A 12,727-nucleotide genomic window follows, 5' to 3' on the forward strand; every position below is an offset into this window, starting at 1 on the left:
GACGCTGCCCAAGCAGTTCTGGGACGAGACCACGATGCAGATCTCGCCGGTGATCGCCGCTGTCTCGACGCTGCTGTTCGTGTTCATCTCCATTCTGATCTCGCTGGCGGACCGTCTGCGGCGCAGGAGCCTTGCATAGACTCACGGTCATGCATCTGAACGCAAGAGACCGCGCCACGGCTGCCGCCGGCGCGAACGCCGAGGACGCGGAGGTCTGGCGCTGGTTCTCGCTGCTCATGCAGGACCGGCGCGTGCGCTGGTGCCAGGCGGATGACCGATGGTTCGTCAGCGTCGACAACCGCCACGTGGCGACCGAACCGTCCTTCGACGAAGCCATCCGACGCGCCAAAGAACGCGTCGAACAGCGAGGCGCCCTGAAGCGGCGTCTTCGCTGAACCCGATGTTCAACTAAAGCGAACGCGTCGGGTCGAGTAAAACCTGCATGCTCAAGACCTCGTTGCCTCTTTCGGCACGAGGTCTTTTTTCATTTCGCCGCAGTTTTCCTGCCGACTCGCAACGAATTCGCGTAAACCCGCTTGCAACACATTTTTGACAGTCTTATATTAAATTTCACCATTAACTATCTCTATGCGATAAGACATGAGCGAAGACGTCCTGTTCTCGAACCACGGCCGCGTGGCGGTCATTACGCTGAATCGTCCTGAACGCCTCAATGCGTGGACCACGCCGATGCGCAACAAGATCATCGAGGCGCTGGACCGCTTCAATGCCGACGACGAAGTCGCGGCGATCATCATGACGGGGGCGGGCAATCGCGCGTTCTCGGCGGGACAGGATCTGTCGGAAGCCCATGACTTCGACGGCGAGCGCGCGGTCGCATGGGTCAAGGAATGGCAGATCTACTACGCGGCGCTGCGCAACCTCTCCAAGCCGCTCGTGATGGCACTCAACGGCACGGCGGCCGGCTCCGCGTTCCAGGTCGCGCTGCTCGGCGACATCCGCGTGGGTCATCCGGGCGTGCGCATGGGGCAGCCGGAAATCAACGCGGGCATCGCCAGCACGACCGGCCCGTGGATCATGAACTCGATGCTTGGCATGTCGCGCACCATCGAGCTGACGCTCACCGGACGTTTGATGGACGCGGACGAGTGCCATCGCATCGGGCTGATTCATCACCTCGTCGATGAAAGCAAGGTCTTCGAAAAGGCGCTGGAGATCGCGACCGAGCTCGCCGCGAAGCCTTCTGTCGCCATGCGTCTGGACAAGCAGCGTTTCCGCGAGATGACCGAGCCGGGTTTCGTGGATTGCATCGAGGCGGGCATGCGCATTCAGCGCGAAGCGTACGACTCCGGTGAACCCGCACGCATGATGGAAGAGTTTTTCAAAAAGCGCGCGAAGTAAGCACTCTTCATCCACCTACCCAGTGCGGGAGACCTGAATCATGACCCAAGAATTCAACCCGGCGCGACGCCGGATTCTTCACGGCGCGGGCGCGCTGGCCGTCGCCGGCGCCATGCCGTTGGCGGCGCGTGCGCAGAGCAAGCAGATCGTCGTCTCGGACCCGGGCGGTCCTTACACGACGGCGTATCGCGAGGCCTTCTACGATCCCTTCGAGAAAGCGACGGGCATCAAGGTGGTGAGCGTCGCGCGCGAATCGCAGCCGGTCGCGCAGTTCGCGGCGATGGTGCAGACGAAGAACTACGTGTGGGACGTGACCACGCTGACGCTGTCCGCCGACATTCCCTACCTCGAATCGAAAGGCTTGCTCGAACCCATCGGCCTGAAGGCGAGCGACTATCCCGACATCATGCCGGAGGCGATCACGCCGAACTGGCTCGGCGTGGACGTGTACTCGACGGTGCTCGCCTATCGCACGGACAAGTTCAAGGACAACGGGCCGAAGTCGTGGGCCGACTTCTGGGACGTGAAGAAGTTTCCGGGCCGCCGCTGCCTGCGCCGCAGTCCGCTCGACACGCTCGAACAGGCGCTGCTCGCCGACGGCGTGCCGCTCGACAAGCTCTATCCGCTCGACGTGGACCGCGCGTTCAAGAGCCTCGACAAGATCAAGCCGCACATCAACATCTGGTGGACCTCGGGCGCACAGGCGATGCAGGCCATCCAGAGCGGCGACGTCGACATGATCTCGACCTGGAACGGCCGCGCGCAGGCAGCGAAGGACGGTGGCGCGCCGGTGCAGATCGTGTGGAATCAGGGTTTGTATTCGATCGAAGGCTGGGGCATTCCGAAGGGCACGCCGCGTGCGGATGCCGCGAAGCAGTTCGTCAAGTTCTGCGCGGACGCGAAACGTCAGGCGCTGCTCACGCGCACGCTGGCCTACGGTCCGACCAACAAGAAGTCGTTCGAGAGCATCACGAAGGAGCGCGCGACGCTGCTGCCGACGGCCCCGGACAACATCAAGGACATGAAGCTGCCGAGCCCGCAATGGTGGGAAGAGAATCGCCAGAAGGTCACTGAGCGCTTCAATTCGTGGATCATCTCCTGAGGACGACATCATGAGCTCGAAACTCGAGGCGATCGGCATCGCCAAGCGCTATGGCGATGCGGTTGCGCTGGAACCGACGGATCTCGCCGTGCAGGCGGGCGAATTCCTGACGCTGCTCGGTCCCTCGGGTTCGGGCAAGACCACGTTGCTGCAGATGATCTCCGGGCTCGTTGCGCCGAGCGCGGGGCGCATCGAGATCGATGGCCGCGACGTCACGCATGTGGAGCCGGGCAAGCGCGGCATCGGCATGGTGTTCCAGAGTTATGCGCTGTTTCCGCACATGAGCGTGTGGGACAACGTGGCCTATGGCCTGCGCATGCGCCGCAAGTCGCGCGATGAAGTGCGCGCGGCCGTGGACGATGCCCTCGCCATGGTGCGCATGAGCGAATACGCGAAGCGCTTTCCGAAGGAACTCTCGGGCGGCCAGCAACAGCGCATCGCGCTGGCGCGCTGCTTCGCATATCGGCCTTCGGTGATTCTGCTCGACGAGCCGCTCGGCGCGCTCGACAAGAAACTGCGCGAGCACATGCAGTCCGAGATTCGTCGCCTGCACAAGGAACTCGGCGCGACCTTTGTGTATGTCACGCACGACCAGGACGAAGCATTGACCCTGTCCGACCGCATCTGCCTGATGAACCAGGCGCGCATCGAACAGGTAGGCACGCCGGCGGATCTCTATGACCGGCCCGCGACGCGTTTCGCGGCCGGCTTCATCGGCCATTCAAACCTGCTCGAAGGCGAACTCGACGCCACCCGCGGCACCCGCGGCGAACCCATCCTGCTGGCGGCGGGCGGCCGTATTCCGCTGCCGCTGGGCGCATCCATCGCGCCTGCCGCGCGTCATACGTTGCTGGTGCGGCCCGAGGCGCCGCGTCTCGTCGAACCGCAGGGCGGCTATGTCGACGGCACGATTTCCGATGTCGTGTTCTTCGGCAGCGACACGCGCGTGCAGCTCGCGATGAACGACGGCAGCGAACTCACCGTGCGTTGCGAGCGCAGCCTGTCGCCGCGTATCGGCGACAAGGTGGGGCTGACGTGGGACCCGTATCGCACCACCTTGCTGCACGCCTGAGGAATCGTCATGACTCTTGCACTACACGCCCAGCGCGAGCATGAAGGCGCGCGCCGCGGCTGGTCCGTCGCGCTGGCGCGCTGCGTCCGCTTCCTGCCGGTCGTGCCTACGCTGCTGTTCCTGCTGGTGTTCTTCATCGTGCCGGTGGGCGAGATCCTGCAAGGCGGTCTCGTCAGCGCCGACGGCCAGTTCGGCTTCGCGCAGTTCGAGCGCATCGCGCGCACGCCGGTCTATGCGAAGGTGTTGTGGATCACCTTCGCCATCTCGTTCCTGACTGCCGCGCTTTCCATCCTGCTCGGCTATCCCGTTGCATACATGCTGAGCCGCCTGTCCGAGCGCGTGCGCGAACGCTGGCTGCTGTGGATCATGCTGCCGTTCTGGACGAGCTATCTCGTCAAGACCTATGCATGGATGCTGCTGCTCTCGAAGACCGGCGTGCTGTCGACCATCGCGCTTTCGCTCGGCCTCGTGCGTGAAACCACGGGCACGATTCCTTCGCTGACGGGCGTGCTGATCGGCATGGTGCATTCGATGCTCCCGCTCGCCGTGATGACCATGCTGCCCGTGATGCGCGGCATCGACGACCGTCTTGCGCAAGCGGCGGAAACGCTCGGCGCGGAACGCAGCACCAGCTTCTTTACGGTGTTCCTGCCGCTGTCGTCGCCGGGCGTGGCGGCAGCGGGCCTGCTGGTGTTCATCTCCAGTCTCGGCTTCTTCATCGTGCCCGCGCTGCTCGGCTCGCCGAAGGAAACGATGATCGCGCAACTCGTGATCTCGTCGGTGCTCGAACTGTTCGACATGCGCTTCGCGGGCGCGCTGTCCACGGTGCTGCTCATCTGCTCGATCTTCATCTTCTTCGTCTATGACCGCATGGTGGGCCTGACCTCGCTGACCGGCGAGACCAGCGAGAAGACGCGCGGTTCGCGTGCGGCGGGACTCAGGCTGGCGTTTCTGATGACGGCGGGCCGCGTGTGCGCGCCGTTCATGATGCGGCGCCGCGCGCATGCCGAGCCGGTGGCGCGCGCCGCCAGTCCGCTCGGGCTGTACACGTGCATCATCATGGCGCTGCTGGTCCTGCCGGTGCTCTCGGTCATTCCGTACGCGTTCACGAAGAGCGACTACATCGGCTTTCCGCCGAAGCTCTTCAGCATGAAGTGGTTCGGCACCTTCATGGACTCGCCGGTGTGGCGCAGCGCGGTGATCCGGTCCTTCGAAGTGGGCTTCGGCACGGCGGTGCTTTCGCTGCTGCTCGGCTTCGGCGCCACGCTTGCGATGACGCGCATGCCGCGCCGCGCCAGCAAGCCCTTGTTCGCGCTGCTCGTCGCACCGCTGATCGTGCCGCGCATCGTGGTGGCGGTCGGGCTGCTGTATCTGTTCGGGCGCTTCGGCCTGACGGGCACGAACCTGGGCCTCGTCATCGGGCACACGGTGCTGGCGATTCCCTATGTGGTCGTCACGCTCGCTGCGGGCTTCCAGCGTTTCGACTGGCGTCTCGACGATGCCGCGCGCGTCATGGGCGCTTCGCCGCTGCGGCGCATCACGTCGGTTGTCCTGCCCCTGCTGATGGCCAGCGTGACGGCAGCGTTCCTGTTCGCCTTCCTCGTCTCCTTCGACGATCTGACCATCGCCATCTTCGTGAGCGGCGGCATCAACTCGACCTTGCCGAAACAAATGTGGGACGACATCCAGCTGGCGATCACGCCAACGCTCGCTGCCGTATCCACCACGCTCATCATCCTGATCGCGCTCGTCGTCGCGGTTTCCTCCTGGCTCAAGCGCCGTGCGCGCTGAACCCCGGGCTCTCAAATCGGTTGAACCCATGCATCGCTACCCGGAATATTTTGCCCATCGCCACGCGGACGACGAACTCGACTGCGTTCCCCTGCTCGCGGCAGGACTGCGCCGCGATCCCGCGCGCATCGTCGCGGACTTCGACGGTCACGCCATCACCTGCGGCGACGTCATGCGGCGCGTCGAGCAATTGCAGCGCTGGTTCGCACAGGAAGGCCTCGTGCCCGGCGACCGCGTCGCCGTCATGCTGGGCAACAGCGCGGAACACGTTCACCTCATCTATGCGCTCGTGCTGAGCGGCCTGGTGTGGGTGCCGGTGAACACGAAGCTGCGCGCGGCGGGCCTCGAGTACCTGTTGCGCCACGCCGAGCCGAAGCGCTTCATCATCGAAGACGAATTCGATGCGGTGACGGCCAATATCGATTGCGGCGAGTCGCAGCGTGTGCGTCTGCCCGCCTTCGATCCGCGCGATGACGCCACCGCTTTCACGACGCCGGTCATCGGCATTCACGATCCGCTGTGCGTCATCTACACATCGGGCACGACGGGCGCGCCGAAGGGCGTCGTCTTCACGCAGCGGATGATGCGCATTGCCAGCGAGGCGGCGTTGCGCGTCGCGGACGTGCGCGAGGGCGACCGGCTGTTCCTGTGGGAGCCGCTGTGCCATATCGGCGGCGCGCAGATGCTGCTGCTGCCGTTCCTCGAAACGATCACGCTGCACGCGGTGCCGCGCTTCTCGGCTTCGCAGTTCTGGTCGCAGGTGGAACGCGCGGGCGCGACGCAACTGCATTATCTCGGCGGCGTGCTCGACATCCTGATGCAACTGCCGCTCGATGCCCAGCCCAGCGCGCACACATTGCGCGTCGCCTGGGGCGCGGGCGTGAGCGCCGCTGCATGGGAACCGATTCAGGACCGCCTCAAGGTGCGGCTGCGCGAGTGCTACGGCATGACGGAGTGTTCGAGCTTCGCCACCGCCAATGCCACGGGCAAGCCGGGTTCGATTGGCCGCGCGTTGCCGTGGATCGAGATCGAACTGCTGGATGAACAAGCGCAGCCGGTGAAAGAGGGCGAAGCGGGGGAGATCGTGTTGTCGAGCAAGGTGGAGGGCACCTTCCTGCCGAGCTATCTCAAGAATCCCGAAGCGACGGCTTCCGCGCTGCGCAACGGCAAGCTGCATACCGGCGACCGCGCGCGCCGCGACGCCGATGGCGATCTCTACTTCATCGGGCGGCAGACGGACAGCATGCGGGTGCGTGGCGAGAATGTGTCGGCATGGGAGATCGAACGGATCTTCGCCGCGCATCCGGCCGTGCGCCTGAGTGCGGCGATTGGCGTGGCATCGCCGATCGGCGAGCAGGACATCTTGCTCAACGTGCAGTTCAAGGACGCGCCGGTGGAGTGGGAAAGCATGCACGCGTGGGCGCGCGAGCGCCTGGCGAGCTTCCAGTTGCCGCGCTATTACCGCGCGGTGGAAGGCTTCGAGCTGACCGCGAGCGAGCGCATCAAGAAGCATCTTCTGCCGCGCAGCACCGACGATGCATGGGATCGGCTCGAGAAGGCGCAGGCATGATGACGCCATGAATATCGCCTAAAGATAGCGTGTTAGGGCTATGCGATAATTCGTCGACAATCGAAAACGATGAACCACGTGATGATCGAAGAGCCCAAAGAGCCGCGCAAGCGCAAGAGCCCCGCAGCGAAGGCGCGCGGCGAGGCGGCGGACCCGAGCGCGTCTTCGCTGTATGTGCAGTCGGTCGAGAAGGCGATGAAAGTGCTCACCGCCTTCGACGGCAGCAAGCGCCAGCTCTCGCTGTCCGAAATCGCCGCGCTGACCGGCTTCGACATGAGCGCGACGCAGCGCTTTGCCTATACGCTCGCGGCGCTCGGCTATCTTTTCAAGGACCCCGACAGCCGCAAGTACGAACTGTCGCCGCGGCTGCTGGACTTCACGTATCACTATCTGACGTCGAACGACCTGGTCAGCCGCGCCACGCCCTATCTCCAGCAACTCGGCTCGGAGACCGAGGAGGCGACCAATCTCACCGTGCTCGACGATACCGACATCGTCTTCGTCCTGCGTATCGTGAGCCGCAATGTGTTCAACGCGCATGTGATCGTCGGCTCGCGTCTGCCGGCCTACTGTACGGCGCCTGGACTCGCGATTCTCGCCACGCTGGACGACGGCGAGCTCGACGACATCCTCGCGCGCACGAACCTCGTGCCCTACACGGGATCGACCGTGTATCAGCCGCGCAAGATCAAGGAGCGCATTGCGCAGATCCGCAAGCAGGGCTATGCGCATACGGAAGACGAGTACTTCGTCAGCGACATCTCCACGGCGGCGGCCATTACGAATGCGCATGGACGCGGCATCGGCGCGGTGAACATCGCGGTGGCGCGTTCGCGCTGGCACGCGGACCGCGACGAAAAGCGCTTCGCCGATCTCGTGATCTCCACTGCGTCGGCCATCTCGACGCGGCGGCGCATCGAATAGCGGGTCGGGTCAAGCAGCACGTTCGCGCAACGAAGGGGCTGCATCGCTGAATCCGCCAATGCGCTGCGCGAGCAACGCGACCGCGCCGTCGAGCGAGGCGGCCATCCCTGTGGCCGCCGGCATGCCCTTCATGCGCTTCGTGCCCTTCATGCTTGCGCGAGTGCAGCCCGCGCGAATCGCTTCCAGACGTTCCAGAATGCCTTCGATGCCGCCTTGATCCTGCATGGCGTGAGGTTGCCGCAACAAGGTGCGCACGTTGTGAACGCAGCACGACAAAGCGCCGGCAACGAGATCATCGTGGGTTGCCCACACGAACACGCGCCGCGGCCGCAGTGCCAGCCGGAATGCTTGCCAATGGCTGTCCAACGAGCGCACCGCCGCTCCGGCTTGTACGCTATCCGCGCTGCGCACGCCGGCGATCATCGCGTCGATGACTTCCACGAAGCGTGCCTCGATATGCCGGCTCGTTTCGAGCGGCTTGATCGTGAACGCGGCCACCAGCGACGCGAGACAACCGATCGCCACTTCACCGATCCGCAGTTCGACGAGCGGTTGCACCGCATGACCGAGCATGCCGTACACGAGGCTCACCAGCACGGTGATGCAGAACACGCCCGGCCCGTACGCGCTCAGGATGAAATACGCCCAGCCGAAGACACACAGCAGCATCGCGCAGGCAATCGCGACCGGCTCGCTGTGCAGCGAGGTCACGAGCAGCGCGCCGACCAGCGCGCCCGCCAGCGTCCCGGCAATCCGTTGCATCGCGCGGTGCACGGCATCGCCGCGCGAACGTGTGCCGAGCAATACGACGAAGGTGGTGATGACGGCCCAGAACCATCGCTCGGAGGAGAGCCAATGTCCGGCCAACAGCGCCATCGACGCCGCTGCCGCCATGCGCGCGGCCGGCCACCATGACAGGCTGGCGAGTGCGCTTTGCCCCGAAGCGCGCGCGGCGTCAACACGCTTTGTTTCCCATTGCCTCGACTCGACCATCCGTTCCAGCGCCGCAATGGCGCTGCGTAAGCGCGCTTCGCGATCCGCGCGTGCGGATGCATCGAACACATATTGATTCGCGGCTACTTCCAGCGCGATGAGCGCGTCGCGGACCTCGTCCGTATCGCCGGGTTCGAGCAGCGCGAGCCGGTCTTCGAGCGAGATCGCGGCTTCGTTCAGCGCGGTGAGCGCCGTGTGCAAGGAGGCCGCGCGGGGCGCAGTGGCGGGCAGCCTTCTCGCGCGGGCAGTCACGGTCCGGACTGCGAGCCCGAGCGCGGCGTCGTGACGAGGCGGAATGATCCAGCGCGCGATGCACACGGTCACGCATGGCGCAATCAAGGACATTGCCATCGCGAGCTGCGTCATCGGCATGGTGGGATGAAGATACAAGCCGAGATAGAAGGCCACGAGCGCCAGCAACGCACCGCCGAGCGCTCGCGGACCGCACGCCTGGATCAGCATGCCGCCGCACAGCAGCGCGACAAACGTGGCATCGGCGAGCGCGGGCCACGGAGCCAGTGCGCTCGCCAACGCGAAGGAAACCAGCGCAACGACATAGAGCGATAGCAGGGATGCGAGCCAGCCTCGCAGCGTGCCGTCGCGCAGGAACAGAGGCGCGACCATCACGAACAGGATGCCGGGCCCGGCGACGGTCGGCGGCGCATCGAGCCGCGCGGCCAGTGGCAGGCAGATTGCCGCGGTGAGAAACGTGGCGAGCGTCGCGCGCAGGGCCGTGACGAAGCGCGCGAGTCCAGGGTCCGCGACGAGCAGGCGATCGGCCGCTCGCGTGAAGAGCATTGCAATCATCAGGGCGACATCCGGGCGATGACGGACGCGGCTTGTGGCCGGAGTCCATCGAGGAAAGTTGCCGTGCCATGCCATTCACGCGGGATCGCCGGCGGATGGAAGGTACGGGTTTTCCCGGATCTTAGCGTGTCAAAAAACCCATGGCGATGAAGTCCATGCGTGCCCTTCAATTGGCCTTCGATGCCCGGACAGGGTTAACGCCCGGATTTAACGAGCTATTACCTCGGCCTGCGCATCGGTCGCTAAATTCACTACGAACGCTGCGGCATGCAGGTTCGCAGCGATGTTCAGCACAGGAGGATCGATGGCCAAACTGATTCATACCATGATTCGCGTGAAGGACCTGGACCGGTCGCTCGGCTTCTATGCGTCCGCGCTCGGCCTGACACCGAGTCACCGGCTCGATTTCGATGACTTCTCGCTCGTCTATCTGCGCAACGACGAAACCGAAGCCGAGATCGAATTGACCTGGAACAAGGGACGCGATATTCCCTATACCCATGGAGACGGCTATGGACACTTCGCCGTCGTCGTCGATGACGTTCATGCCGAGCGTGAACGCCTTGTCGGCCTCGGCCTGACGCCCAAGGACGTGAAGGAATTCAAGGACGGCAAGGGCGAACTGATTGCGCGCTTCTTCTTCATCGAAGACCCGGATGGGTACAAGATCGAAGTGCTGGAGAAGCATGGACATTACCGCTAGCGCGTCTCGCAGCACCCGATCGTCACGCAGATGACGCACCGGCAATCCGAAAGCAGGACCCGCACGACCATAAGTTGTTGCAGCACCCCACAAGGAGACAGACATGCGAGACACGATCATCCCGATCGTCGCGCCACGGCGCGCGCACGACGACGGACATCCACACGGACACGCCAGGCTTGACGCCGCTCCACCCCGGATCGCGCTGACGCGGCGCGAGTTTCTGCGCGGCACCGGCGTGCTGGTGGGCACGATCGCCGCCTCGTCCATATTCGCAAGCCTTGCGCCGAGCCGTGTCTGGGCGCTCGAAATGCAGGGGCTCAGTACGCATCAGGGCGAAGTGCTGCTGCAGGTCACTCGCGAGATCTATCCGCATGCCACGCTCGATGACGCCGTGTACGCGCTCGTCGTGAAGGACCTCGATGCGAAGGCGAAAGCCGATCCCGCCGTGCGCCAGCAACTCGCCGACGGCGTGGCGAAGCTCGACGCGCAAGCCGGCTCCGACTGGACCCGGCGCGGCCCCGCCGACAAGGCGCACGACATCGCCGCGCTGGCCGGCACGCCGTTCTTCAACACGGTACGCAGCACGGCTGTGGTGTCCCTGTACAGCAACGCGCTGGCCTACCAGCATTTCGGCTATGGCGCGGCACAGGGCGACGGCGGTTATCTCTATCAGGGCTTCAACAACCTTTCATGGCTGCCCGATCCACCCGCGGCCGACAGCGGCCCGATTCCGAAAGACGGCTGATCCAGTCGGTTTGATTTCGGTCGATGGGACAACGGAGACAGACATGTACACAGAGAACAAGGTGCAGTTCAAGCATAACGACGACCACGTCGTGGTGGTCATCGGCTCGGGCGCGGGCGGCGGGACGCTGGCGAACGAGCTCGCGCAGAAGGGTATCGACGTAGTGGTGCTGGAGGCAGGCGCCATGCATACGCAGGGCGACTTCTCCACTGAAGAATGGAACGCGTTCAAGCAGCTCTCATGGCTCGACAACCGCACGACCTCCGGCTCGTGGCGCGTCGCAAAGGACTTCCCGAACCTGCCCGCGTGGATCTGCAAGACGGTCGGCGGCACAACCGTTCACTGGGCGGGCGCGAGCCTGCGCATCCAGCCGTACGAGTTCAAGGCGAAGACCACGTATGGCGACATGAAGGACGCCAACCTGCTCGACTGGCCGGTGACGCGCGCGGACCTCGATCCGTACTACAGCCGCGCCGAAAAGAAGATGGGCGTGACGCGCACCAATGGCTTGCCCGGCCTGCCCGGCAACAACAACTTCAAGGTGATGTCGGCCGGGGCCATGAAGGTCGGCTACAAGGAATGCAACACCGGTCACATGGCGATCAACAGCACTGTGCGCGACGACCGCACGCACTGCTTCCAGCGCGGCTTCTGTTTCCAGGGCTGCCGCATGGGCGCGAAGTGGTCGACGCTCTATACCGAGATCCCGCATGCACAGTTGACCGGGCACATGGAGTTGCGGCCGCAGGCGCACGTGGTGAAGATCGAGCACGATGCACGCGGCAAAGTGTCGGGCGTCGTCTATTACGACAAGGACGGCAAGATCCAGCGGCAGAAGGCGCGTGCCGTCGCGGTAGCGGGCAACGCAATCGAAACGCCGCGCCTGTTGCTGAACTCGCAGTCGAGCAAGTTCCCGGATGGCCTCGCGAACGGCTCCGGTCAGGTGGGCCGGAACTACATGCGGCATACCACGGGCTCGGTGTACGGCGTGTTCGACGACAAGGTCGAGATGTTCAAGGGCACGACGATGGCGGGCATCATCGAGGACGAGGCGAAGTTCGACCCGAAGCGCGGCTTCGCGGGCGGCTATCACATGGAGACGATCTCGCTCGGCCTGCCGTTCTATGCGGCGTTTCTCGACCCGGGCGCATGGGGACCGAACTTCACCGAGGCCATGGACCGCTATCCGTACACGGCGGGCATGTGGATCGTCGGCGAAGACATGCCGCGCGAGTCGAACCGCATCACGCTCAACAACGACGTGAAGGACCAGTACGGCATGCCGGTGCCGAACGTCCACTTCGACGATCACCCGAACGACGAAGCCATGCGCGAGCATGCGTACAAGCAGGGCAGCGCCGTGTACGAGGCGGCGGGTGCGAAGGCGACGTACATCGTGCCGCCGTATCCTTCGACGCATAACCTCGGCACCGCGCGGATGAGTGCGAAGGCCGACGAGGGCGTCTGCAACGGCTACGGTCAGGCGCATGAAGTGTCGAACCTGTTCATCTCCGATGGCAGCCAGTTCACGACGGGCGCGGCGGAAAACCCGACGCTCACCATCGTCACGCTGGCGATCCGTCAGGCCGACTACATTGCGGGCCAGATGAAGCAGCGCAGGGTTTGACGCCATTGCCGGCGTGAGCGTGGAGGGG

11 protein-coding genes are annotated in these 12,727 nt (G+C 64.5%); 10 read left to right on the forward strand and 1 reads right to left on the reverse strand.

The genetic code is table 11. The features are described from left to right. Window positions 1–131 precede the first annotated feature (131 nt). From QCE64_RS13420 to QCE64_RS13450, 7 genes are all read left to right on the forward strand, one after another. Window positions 132–395: a hypothetical protein gene (locus QCE64_RS13420; protein WP_310004249.1), complete on the forward strand. Its 264-nt coding sequence runs from the start codon at window positions 132–134 to the stop codon at window positions 393–395. 205 nt (window positions 396–600) lie between these two features. Further along, window positions 601–1,362, forward strand: a complete 762-nt coding sequence (locus QCE64_RS13425; protein WP_309931719.1) for an enoyl-CoA hydratase/isomerase family protein — start codon at window positions 601–603, stop codon at window positions 1,360–1,362. Between the two features lie 40 nt (window positions 1,363–1,402). Continuing rightward, complete coding sequence (locus tag QCE64_RS13430) at window positions 1,403–2,464, forward strand: ABC transporter substrate-binding protein (RefSeq protein WP_310004251.1); 1,062 nt, start codon at window positions 1,403–1,405, stop codon at window positions 2,462–2,464. Between the two features lie 10 nt (window positions 2,465–2,474). After that, window positions 2,475–3,536: an ABC transporter ATP-binding protein gene (locus QCE64_RS13435; protein WP_309931721.1), complete on the forward strand. Its 1,062-nt coding sequence runs from the start codon at window positions 2,475–2,477 to the stop codon at window positions 3,534–3,536. Window positions 3,537–3,545: 9 nt separating this feature from the next. Further along, entirely contained in the window at window positions 3,546–5,327 is a 1,782-nt protein-coding gene (locus QCE64_RS13440) for an ABC transporter permease subunit (protein ID WP_309931722.1), read from the forward strand. 28 nt (window positions 5,328–5,355) lie between these two features. Then, window positions 5,356–6,897, forward strand: a complete 1,542-nt coding sequence (locus QCE64_RS13445) for an AMP-binding protein (protein WP_310004253.1) — start codon at window positions 5,356–5,358, stop codon at window positions 6,895–6,897. An 81-nt stretch (window positions 6,898–6,978) separates the two neighbouring features. Continuing rightward, window positions 6,979–7,821: an IclR family transcriptional regulator gene (locus tag QCE64_RS13450; RefSeq protein WP_309922835.1), complete on the forward strand. Its 843-nt coding sequence runs from the start codon at window positions 6,979–6,981 to the stop codon at window positions 7,819–7,821. Window positions 7,822–7,830: 9 nt separating this feature from the next. Here the strand turns inward: QCE64_RS13450 and QCE64_RS13455 are convergent, their stop codons facing one another. Next, on the reverse strand, window positions 7,831–9,621 hold the full coding sequence (locus QCE64_RS13455) for an FUSC family protein (protein WP_310004255.1): 1,791 nt from the start codon (window positions 9,619–9,621) through the stop codon (window positions 7,831–7,833). Window positions 9,622–9,925: 304 nt separating this feature from the next. Here QCE64_RS13455 and QCE64_RS13460 point away from each other — a divergent pair, with 304 nt between their 5' ends. The 3 genes from QCE64_RS13460 to QCE64_RS13470 all read left to right on the forward strand — a co-directional run bounded on the left by QCE64_RS13460 (window position 9,926) and on the right by QCE64_RS13470 (window position 12,699). Beyond that, window positions 9,926–10,324: a VOC family protein gene (locus QCE64_RS13460; protein WP_310004257.1), complete on the forward strand. Its 399-nt coding sequence runs from the start codon at window positions 9,926–9,928 to the stop codon at window positions 10,322–10,324. A gap of 103 nt (window positions 10,325–10,427) precedes the next feature. Further along, on the forward strand, window positions 10,428–11,072 hold the full coding sequence (locus QCE64_RS13465; protein WP_310004259.1) for a twin-arginine translocation signal domain-containing protein: 645 nt from the start codon (window positions 10,428–10,430) through the stop codon (window positions 11,070–11,072). Between the two features lie 43 nt (window positions 11,073–11,115). After that, window positions 11,116–12,699, forward strand: a complete 1,584-nt coding sequence (locus QCE64_RS13470) for a GMC family oxidoreductase (protein WP_310004261.1) — start codon at window positions 11,116–11,118, stop codon at window positions 12,697–12,699. Window positions 12,700–12,727 lie beyond the last annotated feature (28 nt).

This window comes from Caballeronia sp. LZ043 (assembly GCF_031451075.1).
Classification (GTDB): Bacteria; Pseudomonadota; Gammaproteobacteria; order Burkholderiales; family Burkholderiaceae; genus Caballeronia.

Bases quoted from the DNA above. Each gene is read 5' to 3' on its own strand.
- QCE64_RS13435 (WP_309931721.1), top strand. From the start codon at position 2,475: ATGAGCTCGAAACTCGAGGCGATCGGCATCGCCAAGCGCTATGGCGAT.
- QCE64_RS13445 (WP_310004253.1), top strand. From the start codon at position 5,356: ATGCATCGCTACCCGGAATATTTTGCCCATCGCCACGCGGACGACGAA.
- QCE64_RS13455 (WP_310004255.1), bottom strand. From the start codon at position 9,621: ATGATTGCAATGCTCTTCACGCGAGCGGCCGATCGCCTGCTCGTCGCG.
- QCE64_RS13470 (WP_310004261.1), top strand. From the start codon at position 11,116: ATGTACACAGAGAACAAGGTGCAGTTCAAGCATAACGACGACCACGTC.
- QCE64_RS13460 (WP_310004257.1), top strand. From the start codon at position 9,926: ATGGCCAAACTGATTCATACCATGATTCGCGTGAAGGACCTGGACCGG.
- QCE64_RS13425 (WP_309931719.1), top strand. From the start codon at position 601: ATGAGCGAAGACGTCCTGTTCTCGAACCACGGCCGCGTGGCGGTCATT.
- QCE64_RS13465 (WP_310004259.1), top strand. From the start codon at position 10,428: ATGCGAGACACGATCATCCCGATCGTCGCGCCACGGCGCGCGCACGAC.
- QCE64_RS13450 (WP_309922835.1), top strand. From the start codon at position 6,979: ATGATCGAAGAGCCCAAAGAGCCGCGCAAGCGCAAGAGCCCCGCAGCG.
- QCE64_RS13440 (WP_309931722.1), top strand. From the start codon at position 3,546: ATGACTCTTGCACTACACGCCCAGCGCGAGCATGAAGGCGCGCGCCGC.
- QCE64_RS13430 (WP_310004251.1), top strand. From the start codon at position 1,403: ATGACCCAAGAATTCAACCCGGCGCGACGCCGGATTCTTCACGGCGCG.